This window comes from Geodermatophilus siccatus (assembly GCF_900103785.1).
GTDB lineage: Bacteria > Actinomycetota > Actinomycetes > Mycobacteriales > Geodermatophilaceae > Geodermatophilus > Geodermatophilus siccatus.
Genome location: NZ_FNHE01000005.1, coordinates 62,176 through 83,316 on the forward strand (window position 1 = coordinate 62,176; position 21,141 = coordinate 83,316).

20 protein-coding genes are annotated in these 21,141 nt (G+C 75.4%); 8 read left to right on the forward strand and 12 right to left on the reverse strand.

Annotation, left to right across the window (positions count from 1 at the left end):
• Nucleotides 1-119 precede the first annotated feature (119 nt).
• The 7 genes from BLS21_RS11005 to BLS21_RS11035 form a co-directional block, all read right to left on the reverse strand.
• Nucleotides 120-1,097, reverse strand: coding sequence for a tripartite tricarboxylate transporter substrate binding protein (locus BLS21_RS11005; protein WP_091217808.1), 978 nt, complete (start codon nucleotides 1,095-1,097; stop codon nucleotides 120-122).
• 27 nt (nucleotides 1,098-1,124) lie between these two features.
• A complete protein-coding gene (locus tag BLS21_RS11010; RefSeq protein ID WP_175479538.1) occupies nucleotides 1,125-1,793 on the reverse strand; it encodes a 3-oxoacid CoA-transferase subunit B in 669 nt (222 codons plus the stop codon).
• 73 nt (nucleotides 1,794-1,866) lie between these two features.
• Complete coding sequence (locus tag BLS21_RS11015; RefSeq protein ID WP_091217815.1) at nucleotides 1,867-2,532, reverse strand: 3-oxoacid CoA-transferase subunit A; 666 nt, start codon at nucleotides 2,530-2,532, stop codon at nucleotides 1,867-1,869.
• Nucleotides 2,529-4,223, reverse strand: a complete 1,695-nt coding sequence (locus BLS21_RS11020) for a thiamine pyrophosphate-binding protein (protein ID WP_091217817.1) — start codon at nucleotides 4,221-4,223, stop codon at nucleotides 2,529-2,531. Before BLS21_RS11020 ends, BLS21_RS11015 begins: the two co-directional genes overlap by 4 nt.
• Nucleotides 4,207-5,172 (reverse strand): tripartite tricarboxylate transporter substrate binding protein, encoded by a 966-nt coding sequence (locus BLS21_RS11025; protein WP_091217820.1) that lies wholly within the window; start codon nucleotides 5,170-5,172, stop codon nucleotides 4,207-4,209. The genes BLS21_RS11020 and BLS21_RS11025 overlap by 17 nt, the downstream gene beginning before the upstream one ends.
• A complete protein-coding gene (locus tag BLS21_RS11030; protein WP_091217824.1) occupies nucleotides 5,169-6,773 on the reverse strand; it encodes a tripartite tricarboxylate transporter permease in 1,605 nt (534 codons plus the stop codon). Before BLS21_RS11030 ends, BLS21_RS11025 begins: the two co-directional genes overlap by 4 nt.
• Before the next feature lies 1 nt (nucleotide 6,774).
• Entirely contained in the window at nucleotides 6,775-7,275 is a 501-nt protein-coding gene (locus BLS21_RS11035; protein WP_091217828.1) for a tripartite tricarboxylate transporter TctB family protein, read from the reverse strand.
• A gap of 119 nt (nucleotides 7,276-7,394) precedes the next feature.
• Here BLS21_RS11035 and BLS21_RS11040 point away from each other — a divergent pair, with 119 nt between their 5' ends.
• On the forward strand, nucleotides 7,395-8,309 hold the full coding sequence (locus BLS21_RS11040) for a LysR substrate-binding domain-containing protein (RefSeq protein WP_175479539.1): 915 nt from the start codon (nucleotides 7,395-7,397) through the stop codon (nucleotides 8,307-8,309).
• Between the two features lie 24 nt (nucleotides 8,310-8,333).
• Here BLS21_RS11040 and BLS21_RS11045 read toward each other — a convergent pair whose 3' ends face one another.
• The gene (locus tag BLS21_RS11045; protein ID WP_091217833.1) at nucleotides 8,334-9,320 is read right to left on the reverse strand and encodes a Bug family tripartite tricarboxylate transporter substrate binding protein; all 987 of its coding nucleotides are present in this window, start codon (nucleotides 9,318-9,320) and stop codon (nucleotides 8,334-8,336) included.
• A 209-nt stretch (nucleotides 9,321-9,529) separates the two neighbouring features.
• On the opposite strand from BLS21_RS11045, the gene malQ reads away from it, so the two are divergent.
• Nucleotides 9,530-11,422 carry a 4-alpha-glucanotransferase gene (gene malQ / locus BLS21_RS11050; RefSeq protein WP_245700299.1) on the forward strand — a complete coding sequence of 631 codons (1,893 nt, stop codon included), beginning with the start codon at nucleotides 9,530-9,532 and terminating at the stop codon, nucleotides 11,420-11,422.
• Nucleotides 11,423-11,486: 64 nt separating this feature from the next.
• On the opposite strand, the gene BLS21_RS11055 is transcribed toward malQ, so the two are convergent.
• Nucleotides 11,487-13,451 (reverse strand): ExeM/NucH family extracellular endonuclease, encoded by a 1,965-nt coding sequence (locus BLS21_RS11055; protein WP_245700301.1) that lies wholly within the window; start codon nucleotides 13,449-13,451, stop codon nucleotides 11,487-11,489.
• A gap of 231 nt (nucleotides 13,452-13,682) precedes the next feature.
• On the opposite strand from BLS21_RS11055, the gene BLS21_RS11060 reads away from it, so the two are divergent.
• From BLS21_RS11060 to BLS21_RS11075, 4 genes are all read left to right on the forward strand, one after another.
• Nucleotides 13,683-13,997, forward strand: coding sequence for a hypothetical protein (locus tag BLS21_RS11060; RefSeq protein ID WP_245700303.1), 315 nt, complete (start codon nucleotides 13,683-13,685; stop codon nucleotides 13,995-13,997).
• 76 nt (nucleotides 13,998-14,073) lie between these two features.
• Nucleotides 14,074-14,271, forward strand: coding sequence for a hypothetical protein (locus BLS21_RS11065; protein ID WP_091217836.1), 198 nt, complete (start codon nucleotides 14,074-14,076; stop codon nucleotides 14,269-14,271).
• Between the two features lie 173 nt (nucleotides 14,272-14,444).
• Nucleotides 14,445-14,894 carry a hypothetical protein gene (locus BLS21_RS11070; protein WP_091217838.1) on the forward strand — a complete coding sequence of 150 codons (450 nt, stop codon included), beginning with the start codon at nucleotides 14,445-14,447 and terminating at the stop codon, nucleotides 14,892-14,894.
• Nucleotides 14,882-15,679, forward strand: coding sequence for a DUF998 domain-containing protein (locus BLS21_RS11075; RefSeq protein ID WP_091217841.1), 798 nt, complete (start codon nucleotides 14,882-14,884; stop codon nucleotides 15,677-15,679). The genes BLS21_RS11070 and BLS21_RS11075 overlap by 13 nt, the downstream gene beginning before the upstream one ends.
• A 7-nt stretch (nucleotides 15,680-15,686) precedes the next feature.
• Here BLS21_RS11075 and BLS21_RS11080 read toward each other — a convergent pair whose 3' ends face one another.
• On the reverse strand, nucleotides 15,687-16,694 hold the full coding sequence (locus BLS21_RS11080) for an Acg family FMN-binding oxidoreductase (RefSeq protein WP_091217844.1): 1,008 nt from the start codon (nucleotides 16,692-16,694) through the stop codon (nucleotides 15,687-15,689).
• Nucleotides 16,695-16,817: 123 nt separating this feature from the next.
• Between BLS21_RS11080 and BLS21_RS11085 the strand changes: the two genes are divergently transcribed.
• On the forward strand, nucleotides 16,818-17,696 hold the full coding sequence (locus BLS21_RS11085) for a universal stress protein (protein ID WP_091217846.1): 879 nt from the start codon (nucleotides 16,818-16,820) through the stop codon (nucleotides 17,694-17,696).
• Between the two features lie 2 nt (nucleotides 17,697-17,698).
• Here BLS21_RS11085 and BLS21_RS11090 read toward each other — a convergent pair whose 3' ends face one another.
• On the reverse strand, nucleotides 17,699-18,619 hold the full coding sequence (locus BLS21_RS11090) for a DMT family transporter (protein ID WP_091217849.1): 921 nt from the start codon (nucleotides 18,617-18,619) through the stop codon (nucleotides 17,699-17,701).
• Nucleotides 18,620-18,708: 89 nt separating this feature from the next.
• Entirely contained in the window at nucleotides 18,709-19,455 is a 747-nt protein-coding gene (locus tag BLS21_RS11095) for an SDR family oxidoreductase (protein WP_091217852.1), read from the reverse strand.
• Nucleotides 19,456-19,534: 79 nt separating this feature from the next.
• Between BLS21_RS11095 and BLS21_RS11100 the strand changes: the two genes are divergently transcribed.
• Nucleotides 19,535-21,133, forward strand: a complete 1,599-nt coding sequence (locus tag BLS21_RS11100; protein WP_245700305.1) for a helix-turn-helix domain-containing protein — start codon at nucleotides 19,535-19,537, stop codon at nucleotides 21,131-21,133.
• The last annotated feature ends 8 nt before the right edge of the window (nucleotides 21,134-21,141 follow it).

Below are 21,141 nucleotides of genomic sequence, written 5' to 3' on the forward strand. Positions count from 1 at the left end.
CCCGGCCGCTTGAGCGGACCGGGCCGGGCCCACCCCCAGGGGTGAGCCCGGTCAGCCGAGCCAGGTCCGCGCCTGGTCCGGGCAGGTCGGCGACCGACTGCCGCCGGCGGGTCGACCGCTCAGCTGCCGAGGAGGGGCTCGTACACCTCCTGGGTCCGGTCGAGGACCTCCTGCAGCTCGTCGGCGCCGCGGAACTCCTCGTCGATGTACTCCGCGCCCACCTGCTCGACGACCGCGGGGTCGTCGTGCGCGGTGCGCAGCGCGTCCTCGAGGACGGTGACGACCTCCTCGGGCATCCCGGCCGGGCCGGCGAGGCCGAACGTCGACCCGGACAGGGTCAGCTCCGGGAAGCCGGACTCGACCAGGGTGGGCGTGTCCGGCAGCCAGGACAGCCGCTCCTCCGAGGAGACCGCCAGCGGCCGGAACTGCCCGCTGTCGATGTTCGCGGTGACGTCCGAGGAGGCGTTGATGAGGACGGCGTCGACGTTCCCGCCGAGCAGCGCCGTCGTCATCTCCGCGTTGCCGTTGAACGGCACCGCGGTCACCTCGACGCCGTGGTCCTCGCGCAGCCGCTGCAGCTCGATGCCCTGCGGGGTCGAGGCCCCCGGGACGCCGACGGTGACGACGCCCGGCTGCTGCCGGGCGGCGGTGAAGAAGTCCGCGGCGGACCGGTACGGGGAGTCGGCACCGACCGCCAGGACGGAGGGCACCTCGGCCATGACCCCGATCGGCGTGACGTCGTCCTTGGTGTACCCCACCTCGTTGGCCAGGGGCGTGAGGACCAGCGTCCCCGCGGTCACCAGGGACAGGGTGTGCCCGTCGGGCTCGGCGGCGATCAGCTCCTGGGTGGCGAGCGCACCCGAGCCGCCGGGCAGGTTCTCGACCACCACGGTCTGCCCCAGCTGATCCTCCAGCGAGGCGCCGTACGCGCGGGCGGTCAGGTCGGTGGGCCCACCGGCTGCGTACGGGACGAGCAGCCGGATCTCCTCGCTCGGGTACGCGGCCGGGTCGCCGGCCGCGCTCCCTCCCTGCTCGGCGCAGGCGGTGAGCAGGCCGAGGGCGGTCAGCGCCGCGATGGTCCGGACGGGACGGGGCATCGTTGCCTCCAGGGACGTCGGGTGGCCTCAGCCGGGGGGGACCACGGCCAGGTCGGACGGGAAGGTCAGCCGGGCGCCGGTCACCGCCTGCAGGGCGTCGGGCGTGACGCCGGGCGCCACCTCCCGGACGACGAAGCCCTCGGGGCCGACGTCGAGGACGGCCAGGTCGGTGTAGACCCGGTCCACGACGGCCGCGGCGGTCAGCGGGTAGGTGCAGTGCGCCAGCAGCTTCGGGCGGCCGTCGCGCGTGGTGTGCGTGGTCACGACGAGGACCCGCTTCGCACCCACGGCGAGGTCCATGGCCCCGCCGACGGCCGGCGGCAACGCGGCCTCGTCGGTGGCCCAGTTGGCCAGGTCGCCGGTCTCGGACACCTGGAAGGCGCCGAGCACGCTGACGTCGAGGTGCCCGCCGCGCATCATCACGAACGCGTCGGTGTGGTGGAAGAACGAGCCGCCGGGCAGCAGGGTCACCGGCTGCTTGCCGGCGTTGATCAGCTCCGGGTCCTCCTCGCCGGGCGTCGGTGCCGGTCCCATCCCGAGGATGCCGTTCTCGCTGTGGTAGACGATCTCCTTGTCCGGCCCCACCACGTCGGCGACGAGCGTGGGCAGGCCGATCCCGAGGTTGACGTAGGAGCCGTCGGGGATGTCGCGGGCGACCCGGCGGGCGACGTCCGTCGGTGACAGCGGGCGGATCACGATCCGTCCTCTCCGGCGCTCGTCGGTCCCGTGCCGGGGGATGCCGTGCCCCCGCGCGCCCTCGCGAGCTCGGTCACGGAGCCACCTCCACCACGCGGTCGACGAAGATGCCGGGCGTCACGACGGCCTCGGGGTCGAGCTCCCCCAGCTCGACGAACTCCCGCACCTGGACGACGGTCAGCGCGGCCGCCGTCGCCATCGTCGGACCGAAGTTGCGGGCCGCGGTGCGGTAGACGAGGTTGCCCCAGCGGTCGGCGCGGTGCGCCTTGATGAGCGCGACGTCCGCGGGCAGGGGCCGCTCGAAGACCTGGCGGCGGCCGTCGAGGACCCGGACCTCCTTGCCCTCCGCGAGCAGCGAGTCCGCGCCGGTCGGTGTGAAGAAGCCGCCGAGTCCGGCGCCGGCCGCGCGCATCCGCTCGCTGAGGGTGCCCTGGGGGACGAGCTCCAGCTCGATCTCGCCGGCCCGCCAGAACTGCTCGAACCACACCGAGCCGGCCGAGCGCGGGTAGGAGCAGATGATCCGGCGGACGCGGCGCTCGCGGATCAGCGCCGCGATGTCGGTCTCCCCGCTGCCGGCGTTGTTGGTCACCACCGTGAGGTCCCGGGCCCCCTGCTCCAGCAGGGCGTGCACCAGCTCCACCGGGACGCCGGAGTTGCCGAAGCCGCCGACGAGCACGGTCGCGCCGTCGGCGACGTCCGCCACGGCCTCGGCGAGCGTGGCCACCCGCTTGTCGATCACGGCGCCGCCTGCCGGCGCCGGTACCAGCGCGGCGAGGTGGACGGCGGCGGGGTGAGCGCCGCCCGGACCACCAGGACGTCCGGTCCCTGGGCGTCGAGGCTCGCCGCCAGTGCGGCGGCGAACTCCTCGCCGAAGCCGTCGACCGCGCGGGCCGGGACGCCGAACGACCGCGCGAGGGCGACGAAGTCCGGGGTGGTCAGGTCCACGCCCCGGGCCGGGACGCCGGAGTGCAGCTGGTCGAACCGCAGCATCCCGTAGCCGCCGTCGTCGACGAGGACGGTCGTGACCGGCAGCCGTTCCTGGGCGAGGGTGGCCAGCTCCCCGCAGGCGAACAGGAAGCCGCCGTCCCCCACCAGCGCCAGGGCCCGGCCCCTGCCCGCGGCGGCCGCGCCGATCGCGGCGGGGAACGCGTAGCCGAGGGTCCCCCAGCCCAGCGCGTAGGCCAGCCGCCGCGGACCCGGCACGCGGGCGAAGGCGGCCGCCCAGTAGCCGGCGATGCACATGTCCGCGAGCAGCACCCCGGTCCGGTCCGACACCCGGTCGAGGGCGTCGAGCAGCCCCTCGGCCTGGGGCTCGTCCGCGCGCACCAGCGCCCGCACCTCCCCGGCCACCGCGTCCAGGGTGCTGCGGAGGGCGGGCAGACCGTCCCGCTGCGGCAGGCCGTCGAGCAGGGCGGCGAGCACGGCGGACACGTCGCCGGCCACGGTGACGTCGGCCGGGTAGTTCTTGCCGGCGTCGGCGGGGTCGACGTTGACGGCGAGCAGCGTCGGCGGGCGTGGCATCGCCCAGTTCTGGGTGTTCGTCCCGTCGAGGTCGCTGCCCAGGGAGACCACCAGGTCGGCCTCGTCCCACAGCCGGCCGACCGCGGGGACGTGCGGCGGGCCGGGCACCAGGCAGGGGTGGTCGGGCGGCAGCAGGCCGCGGCCGCCGAAGGTGGTGACCACCGGCGCGGCCAGGCGTTCGGCGAGCTCGCCGACGAGGTCGCCCGCTCCGGAGCGCAGCGCCCCGCCACCGGCCCACACCAGCGGGCGGCAGGCGCGGGCGAGCAGCTCGCGGGCGCGGGCCAGCTGGTCGCCGTCCACCGGCTGCTCGGGGTCGGGCGGCGCCGGCGCACGCCCGGGGCTGCCGGCCGGTGCGCCGAGGAGGTCGGTGGGGACCCCGAGGTAGACCGGTCCGGTGGCCGGCCGCAGGGCGGCCGAGCCGGCGCGGACGGTGTCCGCGTACAGGTCCCCGGGCGCCGCCGTCGCCACGGTGGCCTTGGTGACCGGGGCGAACATGGCGGCCTGGTCGCGGGTCTCGTGGAGCACGCCGCGGTACACGCCGGGACGCCGCAGTGTCGACGGGATGTCCGTGGCGACCACGAGCACCGGCGCCCCCGAGGCCATCGCCTCGCCCGTGGCGCCGAGCGTGTTCGCCGCACCCGGCCCCGTGGTCACCACGGCCACACCCAGCCGGCCCGTGGCGCGGGCGTACCCGTCGGCCGCGTACACGGCGGCCTGCTCGTGCCGGACCCCCACCACCCGGAGGCCCGCGGCGGCGGCGGCCTCCCAGACGGCGAGGTTGTGCACGCCGGGCAACCCGAACACCGTCTCCACGCCGAGGTCCCGCAGGCCCGCGACCAGGGAGTCCGCGCCCGTCCCCGATGCCGGGCCGCCCGCTCCGGCCCAGGTCGCCTCAGCCGCCGACGACATCGCGGAAGGTCTCCTCCGTCTCGGTGAACAGCCCGGCCAGGTCCGCGCTGCCCAGGAACTCCTCCGGCACGTACCGCGGGTCCAGGGCCTCGACGACGGCCTCGTCCTCGCTCGCGCTGCGCAGAGCGCCCTCGAGCGTCGAGACGACCTCGTCCGGCGTCTCCGCGGGCGCGATGACGCCGAACGTCGCCGTGCTCTGGGTCAGCTCCGGGTAGCCCAGCTCGACGAAGGTCGGCGCGTCGGCGTAGGGCAGCCGCTCCTCGGTGCCGACGGCCAGCAGCCGCAGCTCACCGGACTCGATCGCCGGCAGCACGTCCTGCGAGAGGTTCACGAAGCCGGCGGCGACGTTGCCGCCCAGCAGCGCGGTCTGCACCTCGGCGTTGCCCTCGAAGGGCACGACGGTCAGCGGCACGTCGTGGAGCTCGGTGATCCGCCGGGTCTCCGCCGCGTGGGTGTTGGTGGCTCCGGGGGTCCCGACGGTGACGGCCTGGGGGTCCTGCCGTGCCGCCTCGAACAGCGACTCCAGGTCCTGGTGCGGGGAGCCGGCCGGGACGACGATGCCGGAGGGCACCTGGGTGACCACGCCGATCGGGGCGAAGTCCTCGCGGGTGTAGCCGACGTCGTTGGCCAGGTAGTTGAGCACCGCGGTGGGCAGGGCCGTCATCGACAGCGTGTGGCCGTCGGGCTGCGACCCGATGAGCTCGGTGTACGCGGTGGCGCCGGACGCCCCGGGCAGGTTCTCGACGACGACCGGCCGGCCGAGCTCGCCCTCCAGGTGTGCGCCGAGCGCCCGCGCCGCGATGTCGGTCGGGCCGCCGGCGGTGTAGGGCACCAGCAGGCGGATGTCCTCCGAGGGGTAGTCGGCGGCGACGGACGCGGGGTCCTCGGCGCACCCGGAGAGGGCGGCGGCGGTGACCAGCAGGGCGGCGAGGGGGCGCAGGGGTCTCATCGTTCTCCAGGGGCGGACGGGACGTCGGTGTCGACGCTGTCGGAGGTGCGGCGGGTGTCGCGCCCGGGCGTCGGTGCCGTGCCGAGGTCGGCCTCGCCCTCGGGTTCGACGTGCCGGAAGGCGGCACGCCGCCGCCGGGCCATGACGAGGCTGAGGACCACCACCGCGGCCATGACGGCCAGCAGGCCGCCGGACAGGGGGCGGGTCACGAAGACGTCGAGGCTGCCGCCGGACAGCAGCATCGACTGCCGGAACGCCCGCTCCATGATCGAGCCGAGCACGAAGGCGAGGACCAGCGGACCGGGCTCGAAGCCGGTCTTCTTCATCAGCCAGCCGATGACGCCGAAGACCAGCACGACCCACATGTCGAAGGAGTCGTTGTTGACCGAGAAGACGCCGGCCATGGTCACCAGCAGCGCGAAGGCGGCGAGGACGCCGGCCCGCACCCGGAGCAGCTGCACGAAGACCCCGACCAGCGGGATGTTCAGGACCAGCAGCATCACGTTCCCGACGACCATCGAGGCGATCACGCCCCAGAAGATCTCCGGCTCCTCGCTGATCAGCTGGGGTCCCGGGGTCACCCCCTGGATCAGCAGGGCGCCGAAGATGAGCGCCAGCACCACGTTGGCCGGGATGCCGAGGGTCAGCAGCGGGATGAACGCCGAGGTGGACGACGCGTTGTTCGCCGTCTCGGGCCCGGCCACGCCCTCGATGGCGCCCCTGCCGAAGCGGCTGGGGTCCTTGGCGCGGCGCTTCTCCAGCGCGTAGGAGGCCAGCGAGGAGATCACCCCTCCGCCGCCGGGCAGCACCCCGATGACGAAGCCGAGCACCGAGCCGCGGGCGATGGCCCCGGAGGAGTCCCGGAGGTCCTGCCGCGTGGGCCAGATGTGCCTGATCCTGCGGGTGACCGCCTGCACCTTGTCGGTGCGTTCGAGGCTGTGCAGGATCTCGCCCACCCCGAACAGGCCCATGGCCACCGCGACGAAGTCCAGCCCGTCGAAGAGGGCGACCGAGCCGAACGTGAACCGGGTGGTGCCGGTGATGGGGTCCTGCCCCACGGTGGCCAGCAGCAGGCCCAGCGCCGCCATCGACAGGCTCTTCAGCGGCGACCCGCTGCCGAGGTAGGTGACCAGCAGGATGCCCAGGGCGGTCAGCGCGACGTACTCCGGCGGGCCGAAGGAGACCGCCAGGTCGGCCAGCGGCGGCGCGAGCAGCATCAGGCCGAGGACGGACAGGATCCCGCCGACGAACGAGCCGATGGCGGCGATGCCCAGCGCCGGCCCGGCCCGGCCCTGCCGAGCCATCTGGTAGCCGTCGAAGGTGGTGACGACCGAGGCCGCCTCGCCCGGCAGTCGCAGCAGCACCGAGGTGATCGTCCCGCCGTACATCGAGCCGTAGTAGATGCCGGCCAGCAGGATCACCGCGGTCGCCGGCTCGATGGTGTAGGTCAGCGGCAGCAGCAGCGCGATCGTGGCGGTGGGGCCCAGACCGGGCAGCACGCCGATGACGGTGCCGATGAGCACGCCGGCGAAGACGTAGAGCAGGTTGACCGGGTCGAGGGCGACCGCGAAGCCCTGGACGATGCCGTCGGAGATCCCCACGTCAGCCCCCCAGCAGCTGGTCGACCGGGCCCGCGGGGAACGGCACGCCGAGGACGACGACGAAGACCAGGTGGAGGACGATCGCGCCCGCCACGGCGAGGACGAGGGCCATCCGCCAGGACTCGCCGCCCAGGAAGCGCAGCCACGCGAACAGCAGCAGGAACGCCGAGACGACGAAGCCGATCGTCTGGAACAGGACGATGAAGAGCGCCAGGCCGGCCAGGCCCGCGACGATGCGCGCCGTCCCGGCCGTCCAGGGCTCGTAGTCCTCCGCCGGGTCGAGGAACAGCAGCACGACCGACGTGGCGATCAGGAGCCCGGCCACGATGGTCGGCCAGAGACCGGGGCCGGGCGCGGTGAGCTCGCCGAGTCCCATGTCCCGGCCCACGAGCACGGCGCCCACCCCCAGCGCCAGGAGCAGCAGCGGGGCGAGCCGGCGCAGCTCGGACCGGGCCGACCGGGGGTGTCGCGCGGGCGCCGGTGCTGGAGGAGACGCGGACATGGGTTCCTCGTCGGGTCGCGGCCGGGTGTGACGCCCGACACTACGAGCGGGCATTGTTCGTGGTCCAATTCCGAATCGGGACGCCGTTCATAACGCGTCTGCATCAATGGGGAGGAGCCGTGGAACTCCGCCACCTGCGGGCCTTCACCACCGTCGCCGAGGAGCTGCACTTCGGCCGGGCGGCCCGCAGGCTGCACCTCGCCCAGCCGGCGCTGAGCCAGCAGGTCAAGCAGCTGGAGCAGGACGTCGGCGCGGCGCTGCTCGAGCGGACGACCCGGCAGGTGCGGCTCACCAGCGCGGGCGCGGTGTTCCTCGAGCACGCCCACCGCGTCCTGCGGGAGGCCGAGCTGGCCCGCGAGTCGGTGCTGGTCACCGAGCGGGGCGAGCGCGGTGAGCTGCGCGTGGGGGTCACCGGTGTGATCACCTGGCGGCTGCTCCCCCGCATGGCGCGCGCCTACCGCCGGCGCTACCCGCACGTGCGGCTGGAGCTGCGGCCGTCGGTGTTCAGCGCCGCCCAGGTGAGCGCACTGATCGACGGGGAGATCGACGTGGGCTTCCTGCGGGCGCCGGTGCCCGCGGGACCGCTGGCCAGCCGGGTCATCCTCAACGAGTCCCTCATGGCCGTGCTGCCGCAGGACCACCCGCTGGCCGGCCGGCCGGAGGTGGACCTGGCCGACCTGTCCGACGAGAACTTCGTCAGCTACGTCTCCATGCAGGGCTCGGCGCTGCGGGACGCCGCGGTGCACGCCTGCTTCTCCGCGGGCTTCACGCCGCGCGTGGTCCAGGAGGCGCCGGACACGCACACCGTCGTCGCGCTGGTGGGCGCCGCGGTCGGCGTGGCCCTGATGCCCGCGTCGGCCGAGACGCTGCAGATCGAGGGCGTCGTCTTCACGCCGATCGCCGGTGGCGTCGACGTCCGGGTGCCGATCGCCCTCGCCTGGCGTGGGGGCGACACCTCCCCGGTGCTGGCGAACTTCCTCGCCACCGCCGAGGAGGTGCTGCCCAGCCCCGGGCCCGGGAGGGGCGGCCCCTGACCGGCACCCGGACGCCATCCGCGCCTACTCCTGGAGCAGCGGGCCGTAGACCTCGACGATCTCGTCGATCCGCGCCCGGAACTCCTCCCGGCCGATGAACTCGTCGGGCACGTACTGGTCCCCCAGGGCCTCGACCACCTCCGGCTGCTCCAGGCAGGCGGCGACGCCGTCCTCGAGGGTCTGCAGGACCTCGTCGGGCGTGCCGGCCGGAGCGGCGAGCCCGAACACCGACACGCTGTTGGTGAGCTCGGGGTAGCCCAGCTCGGCGAGCGTGGGCACCTCGGGCAGGTAGTCGACCCGCTCCTCCGGGCTGATCGCCAGCGGCACGAAGCTGCCGGCCTCGATGTTCTGCAGCACGTCCTGGGAGGCGTTGATGAAGACCGCGTCGACGTTCCCGCCGAGCAGCGCGGTGGTCATCTCGGCGTTGCCGGTGAACGGGACGAGGGACAGCTCGACGCCGTACTCCTCGGCCAGCCGCCGCAGCTCCATCGCCTGGGACGTCGTCGCGCCGGGCACCCCGACGGTCACCCGGCCCGGGTTCTGCTCGGCCTCGGCCAACAGCGCCCGGGCGTCGGCGAACCGCGACCCCTGCCCCACGGCCAGCACCGAGGGGATCTCGGTGACCGCGGCGATCGGCACGTAGTCGTCGTTGGTGTAGCCGACCTCCTCCTGCAGCGGGTTGGTCGCCGAGGCCGGCACCGCGATCAACGACAGGCTGTAGCCGTCGGCACCGCCCTGGATCATCGCCTGCATCCCGAGCGACCCGGAGGCGCCCTCCCGGTTCTCGACGACCACGGTCCGGCCGAAGTCCGCGGCCAGGCAGTCGCCGACGGTGCGTGCCGCCAGGTCGGTGGGGCCGCCCGGCGCGTACGGCACGTAGAGCGTGATGTCGTCGGCCGGGTAGTCCTGGGCGGCGGCTCCCTCCTCCTCGTCGCGTTCGGCCACGCAGGCGGTGAGCAGGACGGCGGAAGCCGCCGCGAGGACGGGCAGGGACGACCGGCGGGATCTCATGCGTGCCTCCACGGGGTGCGCTCGGGCCGGCGGCGGGTGGCGCCGTCGCCCCGGAGCCTGGTGTGCCGGTCGCCCGCATGTCATCCGGAGCGGCGAACCGTCATGAACCTGTGACCGTCGTCACGCGACGCCGTCGGAGGGGGACGGGGAGAGCGGCACCACGCCCGGTGTGCCGTGTGGGCGGCGGGCGGGCTGGGGAGTATCGGGGCGTGACGCGCACTCCCACCACCGACGAGTGGGGCATCGACGCCGGCTGGCTCGACGCCCTCGACGAGGAACACCAGGTCGCCGAGGCCACCATCGAGCGGCTGCGCGAGGTCATCGGCACCCCGCCGGCGGACCTCGAGGACCGCGCTCCCATCGTCGCCCGCCCCGGCGACGTCCTGGAGGTGGACGAGGCCGAGGTGACCCTCGAGGACGGCTCCGCCCGGCACGTCGACGGGGAGCTGCCCGACGACTTCCCGCTCGGCTACCACTGGCTGCAGGCTCCCGGCGGGCCGCGCCGCAGGCTCGTCGTCTCCCCGGGCCGCTGCTGGCTGCCCGACGACCGCGCCTGGGGCTGGGCGGTGCAGCTGTACGCCACCCGCAGCCGCGGCAGCTGGGGCATCGGCGACCTCGCCGACCTGCGCGCCGTCCGCGAGATGGCCGCGGACCAGGGCGCCGGGTTCGTCCTCATCAACCCGCTGCACGCCGTCGCCCCCACGCCGCAACAGGAGGCCAGCCCCTACCTGCCGGCCACCCGCCGGTTCCGCAACCCGGTCTACCTGCGGGTCGAGGAGGTGCCCGGCGCGGACGCCGTCGACCTCGACGGCGCGGCCGGTCGGGCACTGGGCGACGGCGAGCTCATCGACCGCGACGCGATCTGGGCGCGCAAGCGCGAGGTGCTGCACCGGGTCTTCGACGCCGCCGGCCGCGTCGACCCGGCCTTCCCGGACTGGTGGTGGCACCAGGGCCAGAAGCTGCAGGACTGGGCGACCTGGTGCGCGCTGGCCGACGTCCACGGCCCGGACTGGCACACCTGGCCCGCGGAGCTGCGGGACCCGCGCAGCGACGCCGTCGGTCAGTTCGTCGCCGAGCACGAGCGCGACGTCGCCTTCCACGCCTGGCTGCAGTGGTGCCTGCACCTGCAGCTGGAGCGGGCGACCGAGGGGATGACGGTCATCCAGGACCTGCCGATCGGCGTCGCCGGCGGCGGTGCGGACGCCTGGACCTGGCAGGACGTGCTCGCCCAGGGCGCGACCGTCGGCGCCCCGCCGGACGCCTTCAACTCGCAGGGCCAGGACTGGGGCTCCCCGCCGCTGGTCCCCTGGCAGCTGCGCGCCGCGGACTACGAGCCGTTCGTCGAGTCGATCCGGGCCACCATGGCCGGCGCCGGGGGCCTGCGCATCGACCACGTGATGGGGCTGTTCCGGCTGTGGTGGGTGCCCTCCGGCCAGAGCGCCGCGGACGGCGCCTACGTGCGCTACCCGGCCGAGGACCTGCTCGACATCGTCGCGCTGGAGAGCCACCGGGCGCAGGCCGTCGTCGTCGGCGAGGACCTCGGCACCGTCGAGGAAGGCGTCCGCGAGGCCATGGCCGAGCACGGCATCCTGAGCTACCGGCTGCTGTGGTTCGAGGACGACGACCCCGCCGAGTGGCCCGACGAGGCGATGGCCGCCATCACCACCCACGACCTGCCCACCGTGGCCGGGCTGTGGACCGGGGCGGACCTCGAGGAGCAGCGCGAGTACGGCACCGGGACCGACGAGGAGCTCGAGCGGGGCCGGACGTCGCTGCTGGAGAAGCTGCCGGGCCTGCGGAGGAACGCCCGGGCCGAGACGGCGGTGAAGCGGGCACACGAGCTGCTCTCCCGGGCGCCGTCGCTGCTGCTCTCGGCGACCCTGGACGACGCCGTCGGCGAGCGGCGCCGGCCGAACATGCCCGGCACCACCGACCGGCCCAACTGGTCGCTGCCGCTGCCGGTGCTGGTGGAGGACCTGCCCGCGCACCGGCTGCTGCAGGAGGTGGCCCGGACGCTGGCCGAGGGGGTCGGCCGCACCAGCGACCCGGAGGAGGACGCCCTCGGCGAGCAGCCCGGCGGGGAGGCCCGCGAGGGCGCCTGATCCGGGTCCGCGTCCGGCGCGGTCCCCGGTCCGGGGGCCGCGCCCGACGCGTCCGGGGCTCGACTCAGGACTCCGGGCCCTCCTGCTCGCGGGTGCCGCTGCCGTGCCCGTCCTCGAGGACGTCGTCGCCGTCGCCGCCGCGCTGGACGTCGTCCCCCTCGGTGCCGGTGGCGGTCGGGACCAGGCGCGGACAGCGCTCGTCGAGGTCGATCCCGACGACGAGCGGGTCGTGGTCGCTGGAGCGGTACGGGTCGGCGGCGTAGAGCGCCGGGTCGCCGTCGTACTGGTAGGCCGGGGACTCCACCGAGTTGACGTTCCAGTGCACGACGTCGGTGACCTTGGCGGTCAGGGCGGCGGTGCCCAGCGCGTGGTCCAGCGAGCCGGACAGCCCGCCGAAGACGTAGCTGTACCGGCCGGGGTCGAACCGCTCGCCGAGGTCGGTCCAGCCGGCGGCCCGCAGCTCCTCGACCGGGTCCTCCCGGCTGTGGGCGTTGAGGTCGCCCATCAGGACGACGTCCTGGTCGCCGGTGCGCTGCGCCAGCCCGGCGGCGAAGGCCGCGACCGACCGCGCCTGCCGGACGCGGTCGCCGTTCCACTCGCCCTGCCCGTCGCCGTCGTCGACGTTGTCGCCGGTGGCGTTGCCGGGCGTCTTGGACTTGAAGTGGTTGGCCACCACGGTGAAGGCGTCGCCGTCCGCGGCGAACGTCTGCGCCTGCGGCTCGCGGGCGTTGCCCCACACGGCCTCGTCGACCAGGCCGACCGGGTCCCCGACCGGCTGGACCCGGTCGGCGCGGTAGACGATCCCGTTGCGGATGGCGTCGCGCCGCACCCCGTACAGCTCCTGCGGCAGCGGCACGTAGGCCCACACCTCGGCGCCCGCGGCCTCGTCCAGCCGCCGCACGAGGTCGGCCAGCGCGGTGTCGGCGTTGCCGGGGGTCAGCCCCGTGGTGTCGGTGTCCTCGATCTCCAGCAGCGTGACGACGTCGGCGCCCAGCGCCCGGATCGCCGGGACGATCTTGCCGGCCTGCTCCTCGAACTCCGCGGGGCTGTCGGCGCCGCGGCCCGCGCCGCCGAGGGTGAGGAAGTAGTTGAGCACGTTGAACGTCGCCAGCCGGACGTCGCCGCCGACCGGATCTGGGGCTGCGGTGCGGGTGTCCTGCGGCGCGAGGACGCCGTCCGCGGTGCCGTCGGCCGGCTGCAGCCGCCACTGGCCGAAACCGAAGCCGAGGACGAGGGGCTCGGTGAGCTCCAGGACGTCGCCGACGCGCACCGGGCTGTCCGGGGACAGGTACGGCCGGTCCGTGAGGGACCGCGAGTCGTCCCGGCCGTCGTCGAGCAGGACCCTGCGCGCGGCGTTGCCGGCGACGACCGCGGCGGCCTCCGGGGTGCCCGGCCGGGCGACCTCGGTGGGCTGCACCAGCACGCCGCCCTCGGAGAGGGTCAGCTCGCCGTAGCGGGTGAGCGCGAAGACCTCGCTGACGGTCAACGCGTCGGCCGGCCGCACGAGCACGCCCTCGAGCCGCTCGCGGGCGGCGTCGTCGGCGGGCAGGTCGAGGGCCGCCGGTGCGGGCTCGGGCAGCAGGTCGCCGGTGCAGACGGCGACGGCGGTGCGCGCGGTGACCCGGGTCTGGCCGAACGACTCGCCGGGCACGCCGGTGACCGCGACCTCGTCGCCGAGCGCGACCGGGACGGTGCTGAGCACGAAGACGCCGTCCGACGTGGCCGGGTCGCCGTCGCCGGCGTCCTGCAGGTGGAAGCCCTCGAGGCCGTCGGGACCCTGCAGGTCGGCCACGACCGTGCCGCGGACCGTGACCGTCCGCCCGGCCAGCGGCGTGGCCGCGCCGCTGCCCTGCACCGCACCGATCGGGTGCGTCACCGGGGCCGCGCAGACGTCGGCCGGCTGCTGCCGGGGCGGCACGGCGGGCGCGGCCGACGCGAGGATCGGCAGGCCGGCGACCGCGAGGGCGACGACGGAGATGCCGACGGCGGCACGGACGGCGCCGCGGCCGGGACGGGTCGGTGGCTGCACGGGGACCTCCGGTGGACGACGAGGACGACCGGACGCTGGCAGCGCCACGTGGACGCTGCAGTCACGGTAGGTGTCCGACCGATGACACGCCCACTGCGGATGCGCGTGACCGTCGGTGACCTCCCCGGTGACCCGTGGTGCGCGGTGCGGACCCCGCCTCCCCTGGTCACCGTCCTCCGCCACCCGACGCTGGGATCGAACAGGCGTTCGACCTCGTGCGACACTCTCCGCGTGGCTGGCGGCATGCACCCCGGGCGGTCCGGTCGCTCCCTCGGCGAGCGCGCGGCGCGCTCGGGCCTCGGTCCGCCCGAGCCCCCGGCACCGCCCCCGCCGCCGGCCTCGACGAGCCGGCCCGACCGTGCGCGCGGCCGGCACTGCTGGGTGCACGACCCGCCCGGCGCCCCCGGTGTGTGGCCGGGGCTGCTCGTGGAGTGGCGACAGGGCGAGGACGGCTGGTCCGGCCGGGTCACCTACGCCGTCGCGGGGCCGCAGGGCACCGTGCTCGTCGAGGCGTGGGTGCCCGCCGCTCTCCTCGAGCAACGCTGATCACGGGTTACCGCCGCCCCCGGGTGGCTATGGCCTCTCCCGACGCACCGCCCCCCGACGCGGAGGAGAGAGACCCGTGAGCGAGCCCGACCGTCCCAACCTCGACGACGTCATGGAGACGACGGAGTCGGCCCCGCGCGACCGGCAGCAGCACGCCGGGGGCTACACCCGCTCCGACGACGAGCTGCAGCACCGGACCGAGCACGAGCGGCAGATGGTGGACGCCGACGACGCCGACCCCGCGGGCGCCGACGTCCACTCCGCGACCGACTGACCGATGACACCGCGGTCCTCCGGACCGCACCGCGGCCACGTGCCGTCCCCGTCCGGCGCTGAGCCGCTGCCCGTGTCCCCGGCGGGAGGCCTCCGGCCCCCACGCCGGACCCACCGCGGCCACGTGCCGTCCCCGTCCGGCGCTGAGCCGTCACCGGTCCGGAGGAGGTGCGGGTGAGCCGCCTGGGGCCGGGGGACGTCGCCTGCTGGGTGCTGAAGTCCACCCGCCCGCCGGAGCTGATCGACCCCGGCTGGCGGGAGGGCACGGTGCTGGGGCTGACCCGTTGCGTCCGGCGCTCCTACCGGCTGGACCTCGTGCACCCGGGCCAGCCGTGCCTGCTGTGGGTCAGCGGCCGGACCGACCCCGGCGTGCACGCGCTCGGCGAGGTGACCGGCGGGGCCGAGGAGCGCGACGGCGGACCGGTCCTCCCGGTCCGGCTGACCCGGCTGCCCTCGCCCGTCGCCCGCGCCGACCTGCTGGCCGACCCGGTCGCCCGCGACGCCGAGGTGCTGCGGATGCCGGCCGGCAGCAACCCGTCGTGGCTGTCCCCGCAGCAGTACGCCGCCGTCCTCGCCCACCTGCCCCCGCACCCGGACGCCGCGCTGGGACCATGGCCGGTGTGACTCCCACCCGGTACCGCTGGGGCGCGATCGCCTGGCTGCTGACCCTGCAGTTCTTCGTCGTCGAGACCGTCGTCCAGCTGCAGACCGGCGGCTCGTACAGTCGCGCCGACGACGTCATCAGTGCCCTGGGGACGTCGGACTCCGCGGCGCCGCTGCTGATGAACGCCTCGTTCGTCCTGCAGGGCCTGCTGATCGCCGTCGGCACGGTCCTGCTGCGCCCCGCGCTGGCCGGCCTCGGCGGCCGGATGGTCCCCGCCTTCCTGACCGCGGCCGCCGTCGGCGTCGTCCTCGTCGGGCTCTTCCCGCTCGGCAGCCAGGACGACCTGCACCAGGCCGGTGCCGGGCTGCACTTCGTCGGCGGCGGGCTGGGGCTGCTGGCGCTGGCGTACGCCGTCCGGCCGCGCTCGGAGGCCCTGGGGACGGCGCTGGCGCTGCTGGGCCTGCTGAGCAGCGCGATGACGGTCTTCTTCGCCCTCGGCATCACCACGTTCCTCGGCGAGGGCGGCACCGAGCGGGCCTCGGCCTACCCCATCCCGATCGGGCTCGCGCTGGCCGGCGGCGCGCTGTGGGCGCTCAGCCGGCGCCCGCAGGTCGACCCGCGCCCCTCACGCCGCGAGCTGCGCTCCCAGGAGCGGGCCGAGCGCGCCGAGCGGGCCCGCGAGCGCGACGCCGCCCTGGAGGCCGCGACCGCCCGCCCCGAGCCAGCCCGGGCGCAGACCGACACCGAGCCCGACGACGACTTCGACCCCGAGGACCCCTGGGCGGCCTCCCGGCGCCGCAACTGAACCCGTCTCACCCGGTCGGCTGGAACCGGAGCACCTCGCTGACCGGACGCCGTCCCGACACGGGGCCGTCGGTGGTCGACGGGTAGCCCATCCGCAGCAGCATCTGCGGGTAGCCGACCAGCGAGAGCCGGGCGCGCATCCGGGTGCGGGTGGCCGGCCAGTCCAGCGCCTGGGTCAGCGGCGAGGTGGCCAGCCCCTCCACCGTCGCCGCGAGCAGCAGCCGGCCCAGCGCCCGGCCGGCCAGCAGCCACGCCGTCCGGTCGTCGCCGTCGGTCCCCAGCAGGACGACGGTCGGCCGCTCCACCTCCGGCGGGGGCGCCGCGGGGTCACCGGCCGGCAGGAAGTCGTGCGGGGCGCGGCTGCCGGCGACGAAGTCGCGGACCAGCCAGTTCGACGGCCGCGTCGCCGGGTCCTCCTCCGGGACCGCGCCGACCGGGATGCCGTCCACCGCCGCCGGGTCGGTGCGCAGCCACCGCTCGAGTTCGGCGAGGTACTCGGGGTCGCTGCGCTCGAGCTCCTCGGCGCGGGAGACCAGGAAGGCGGTGGCGAGCTCCTCGTCGGAGCCGGTGACCGTCTTGACCCAGACACCCAGCAGCCCGGCGTCGGCCTGCATCCGCTCCAGCACGCCCTCGGGGACGGCGCGCGGCAGGAACGGCGCCCGCTCGGTGTGCCGCCGGCCGATCGCCTCCGCCAGGGCGGCGTCGGCGGGCGCGACCTCGCGCGGTGCCCCGGCGCGCACGGTGGCGAGGTGGTCGGGGTCCTCCGCTGTCGGCAGCAGCTCGACCTCCGCCTCGACGCCGGCCGCCCGCAGCGCGACGGCGGCGAACTCGGCGGCCACGCCGCAGCTGATCACCTGCTGCCGGCCGGTCCGGTCCAGCACCGGCAGCGCCCGCTCCTGGTCCCGGTGCAGCTCGAGGCGGTCGTCGGAGGCGGTGAACCGCCACGGCTGGGTGTTGTGGATCGACGGTGCCCGGGTGGCGGCGGCCACCACCGCCGTCCACTGCTGCTCGTCCATCCCGACTCCTCCCCGCCCGGGACGACGACACCCCGGGACTCTCCTGCCTAGCCCATGGACGGCGCCAGGTCGACGGTCCCGGGACCTTCCCGGGACCGGCCCGTCCGGGGGACGATGCCCGCCATGAGCGCACCCGACACCGGTGTCCGGCGCCCGCGTGTCCTGGTCGGCTACGACGGTTCGCCCAGCGCGGTGAACGCGATCGAGGCGGCCGCGGCACTGCTGCCCTCGGCCACCGCCTCGATCCTCAACCTCTGGGAGCCGCCGTTCACCTCGCCCGAGCTGCGGCACCGCGTCATGGAGCGCGCCGCCAACGCCGAGGCGCTGGGCCTGCTGGTGGAGAACGAGGGCAGGGCCGAGGCCGAGCGGCTGGCCGGAACCGGCGTGAAGCTCGCCAAGGCCGCGGGCTGGGACGCCGAGCCGCTGGTCAAGCGCACCTTCGGCGGCGACGGTTACGCGTTCGCCCGCACCGCCGAGGAGCTCGACGCCGACCTGATGGTCGTGGGCTCGCGCGGGATGAGCGGCATGCGCGCCTCGATGGGGAGCGTCTCGGAGCTGGTGGTGCACGTCAGCCCGGTGCCGGTGCTCGTCGTGCCGCACCCGCTGACCACGGTCGAGTGGGCGGCGGTGGAGTCCGGGCCGGTCGTCGTCGGCAACGACGCCTCGGAGCACGCGCAGCGGGCGCTCACCGCGGCCACCACGCTGTTCCCGCACCGGAAGCGGCTGATGGTCACCGTCGAGGAGTCCGTGGGCTCCCCTGCCCCGTCCCCCGTCGAGGGCACCGAACTGGTCACCGTCCGCTGCTCCGGGCGGGCCGGCCGGCCGCGGGCCACCGCGGCGACCCTGGCCGACGAGGCCGCCCGCCGCCGCGCAGCGGTGGTCGTCGTGGGCAGCCGCGGCCGCGGGGGCGCCCGCGACACCCTGGTCGGCCACGTCACCCGCGCGCTGCTGCACTGCGCGCACCGGCCGGTGCTCGTCGTCCCGTCCCGCCCGGCCGGCTGAGCTCAGGCGCTCGCGGCGGCCCGCTGCACCTCCGGGTCGGGCCGCCGCACCGCCGCGCGCCGGCGGGACAGCGCCACGCCGGCCAGGCAGACCGCGCCGCCGGCCACGGCCAGGGGCGGCGGCACCTCGTCGAGCAGCAGCCAGCCCATCAGCACCACCAGCGGCGGCACGAGGTAGGTGGTGACGCCCAGCCGCCCGGCGTCGGTGCGCGCCAGCGCGTAGGCCCAGGTGCTGAAGGCCAGCGCGGTCGGCACCGCGCCGAGGTACACCAGCCCGGCCACCGACCCGGGCGAGGCCGCGCCCAGCTCCGCGACCAGCGACCCGGCCCAGGGCAGGCAGCACAGCGCCCCGACCGCGCAGGCCGTGGCCGTGACCTGCAACGGGGGCAGCCGGCGCAGCACCGGCTTCTGCGCGACGACCCCCGCGGCGTAGGTGACCGCGGCGACCAGGCAGAGCACCACGCCGAGCACGTCGGCCTCGGCGCCTCGGGTGGCCAGGCCGATGAGCAGCACGCCGGCGAAGGCCACCGCCAGGCCGGTGACCAGCCACCGCGGGAAGCCCTCGCCCAGCCACAGCCCGGCGAGGACGGCGATGAGGATCGGCCCGACGTTGACCAGCATCGCCGTCGTCCCGGCGTCCAGGTGCTGCTCGGCCGCGTTGAGCGCCACGTTGTACACGCCGAACCAGCCGATCCCGCAGACCGCGAGCAGGCCCCACTCCCGCCGGGTGGGCGCCACCCACGGCCGCCCGACCGCGAGGAGGAGCAGGCCGAGCACCGCGGTGCCGACCAGCAGCCGGCCCAGCGCCAGCGCCCCCGGCGAGAGGTCGGCCCCCACGGCGCGGATGCCGACGAACGCCGACGCCCAGGCCAGCACGGTGGCGGCGACGGCGGCGAGCACGGGGACGGGGACGCGACGGGGCACGCAGCGACCCTAGGCACCGCCCACGACGCTGCGCTGGCGCTTCCCGGACGCTGTCCTCCCCGTTGCGGAGACGGGCAGGACCGCTGCGTTCAGCCGCGCAGGTGCTCGGCGTAGGTGCGCCGCCCGCGCGCGCCGCGGGTGGGCAGCGCGCCGCCGTCACGGACCGCCGCGGAGAGCCGGCCCGGCACCGGGGTGGCCACGACGTGGGCGTTCGACTCCCGCGCCGCCGCCCACGCCCGCGCGACCTCCGCCGCGGTGAGCTCCTCGGGTCCGCCGAACTCGACGACGTCCCCGGCCGGCGCCCCGAGCGCCACCTCCGCGGTGTGGGCGGCGGCCTCCGCGACGTCCACCGGCTGCAGCCGCCAGCCCATCGGCACCGGCAGCACCGGCCCGCGCCGGGCCGTCGTCAGCAGCTGGTCGACGAAGTCGTGGAACTGGGTGATCCGCAGCAGCGTCACCGGCAGCCCCGACGCCAGCAGCACCTGCTCGGCGGCGTACTTGGCGTGGTAGTAGCCGTAGGGGATGCGGTCGACGCCCACGATGGAGACGAACACCAGGTGCCGCAACCGGTCCCGGTCCACCGACTGCACCAGTCGCCGCGTACCGGCGACGTCGGCCTCCCAGTAGTCCCCCCGCGCGTCACTCGCCGCGTGCACGACGACCTCCGCACCGGCCAGCGCCGTCGGCAGGTCGCGGCCGGTCGCCAGGTCGCCGCGCACCCCGCCCGGACCGGTCCCCCGCCGCGACATCTGCCGCACGCGGTGGCCGCCGTCCTGCAGGCGCTCGACGACCAGGCGGCCGAGCCGCCCCGTCCCTCCCGTCACGAGAACGTCCATGCCCGGCAGTCTGGCCGGACCGTTCCGTCCCGGCGTGGCAGACCCGCCGCATCTCACATGCGAGATATCGTGACCGCTCGTGACGGCCACCGACCCCACCACCGACACCGCTGGCACCCCGACGTACGAGGCCGCTGCCAGCACCGCGGCGCACGAGGCCACCGCCATGCAACGCATCGGCATGCTCGTCCGCGACGCCCGCCGGCACCGCGGGCTGACCCAGCAGCAGCTCGCCGAGCGGCTGGGCACCAGCCAGAGCGCCGTCGCCCGCATCGAGCAGGGGGGCCAGAACCTCACCCTCGAGCTGCTCGGCCGGCTCTCCGAGGCGCTGGAGCGAGAGCTGTTCAGCGTCGGCCCGTCCGGCCCCACCCACCTGCGGGTCGCCGGCGGCGTGCCGCTGCGCGGCAGCGTCGTCGTCAAGTCCTCGAAGAACGCCGCCGTCGCACTCCTGTGCGCAGCGCTGCTCAACCGCGGCCGGACGACGCTGCGCAACGTGGCCCGCATCGTCGAGGTGGACCGGATCCTCGACGTGCTGCGCTCGATCGGCGTCTCGGCGACCTGGGACGGGACCGGTCGCGACCTCACCCTCGTCGTCCCCGACGAGCTCGACCTGGCCGGCATCGACGCCGACGCCGCCCGCCGCACCCGCAGCATCATCATGTTCCTCGGCCCGCTGCTGCACCGGGCGCCGTCGTTCGACCTGCCCTACGCGGGCGGCTGCGACCTGGGCACCCGCACCGTCGAGCCGCACATGATCGCGCTGCGCCCCTTCGGGCTGGAGGTCGAGGCCCGCGGCGGCAGCTACCACGCCGCGGTCACCGCCCCCGGCACGGCCGACCGCACCATCGTGCTGACCGAGCGGGGCGACACCGTCACCGAGAACGCGCTGCTGGCGGCGGCCCGCGTCGACGGGACGACGACCATCCGCAACGCCAGCTCCAACTACATGGTCCAGGACCTCTGCCTGTACCTGCAGCTGCTCGGCGTCGAGGTCCAGGGACTGGGCAGCACCACCCTCGTCGTCCGCGGGCGGCCGGTGCTCGACGCCGACGTCGACTACACGATCAGCGAGGACCCGGTGGAGGCGATGAGCCTGCTGACCGCCGGCATCGTCACCGACTCCGAGCTGACCGTGTGCCGGGCGCCGATCGAGTTCCTCGAGGTGGAGCTGGCCACCCTCGCCGAGATGGGGCTGCGCTACAGCCTCTCCCCGGAGTACCTGGCCGCCAACGGGCACACCCGGCTGGTCGACGTCACCATCTCGCCGTCGCAGCTCAAGGCGCCGATCGACAAGATCCACCCGATGCCGTTCCCGGGCCTCAACATCGACAACCTGCCGTTCTTCGCCGTCATCGCGGCCGCGGCCACCGGCTCGACGCTGATCCACGACTGGGTCTACGACAACCGGGCGATCCACCTGTCCGACCTCACCCGGCTCGGCGCCGACGTCCGGCTGCTCGACCCGCACCGCGTGCTGGTGAGCGGCCCGACGCGCTGGTCGAGCGCGGAGGTGGTCTGCCCGCCGGCACTCCGCCCGGCGGTGTGCATCCTGCTGGCGATGCTCGCGGCCAAGGGGACGTCGGTGCTGCGCAACGTCGACATCATCGCCCGCGGCTACGAGCAGCTCTACGAGCGCCTGGTCGAGATGGGCGCCCGCATCGAGGTCTTCCACGACTAGGCCGCCGA

Bases quoted from the DNA above. Each gene is read 5' to 3' on its own strand.
- BLS21_RS11085 (WP_091217846.1), top strand. From the start codon at position 16,818: ATGAGCGCACCCGACACCGGTGTCCGGCGCCCGCGTGTCCTGGTCGGC.
- BLS21_RS11025 (WP_091217820.1), bottom strand. From the start codon at position 5,172: ATGAGACCCCTGCGCCCCCTCGCCGCCCTGCTGGTCACCGCCGCCGCC.
- BLS21_RS11020 (WP_091217817.1), bottom strand. From the start codon at position 4,223: ATGTCGTCGGCGGCTGAGGCGACCTGGGCCGGAGCGGGCGGCCCGGCA.
- BLS21_RS11095 (WP_091217852.1), bottom strand. From the start codon at position 19,455: ATGGACGTTCTCGTGACGGGAGGGACGGGGCGGCTCGGCCGCCTGGTC.
- BLS21_RS11035 (WP_091217828.1), bottom strand. From the start codon at position 7,275: ATGTCCGCGTCTCCTCCAGCACCGGCGCCCGCGCGACACCCCCGGTCG.
- BLS21_RS11080 (WP_091217844.1), bottom strand. From the start codon at position 16,694: ATGGACGAGCAGCAGTGGACGGCGGTGGTGGCCGCCGCCACCCGGGCA.
- BLS21_RS11045 (WP_091217833.1), bottom strand. From the start codon at position 9,320: ATGAGATCCCGCCGGTCGTCCCTGCCCGTCCTCGCGGCGGCTTCCGCC.
- BLS21_RS11005 (WP_091217808.1), bottom strand. From the start codon at position 1,097: ATGCCCCGTCCCGTCCGGACCATCGCGGCGCTGACCGCCCTCGGCCTG.
- BLS21_RS11075 (WP_091217841.1), top strand. From the start codon at position 14,882: ATGGCCGGTGTGACTCCCACCCGGTACCGCTGGGGCGCGATCGCCTGG.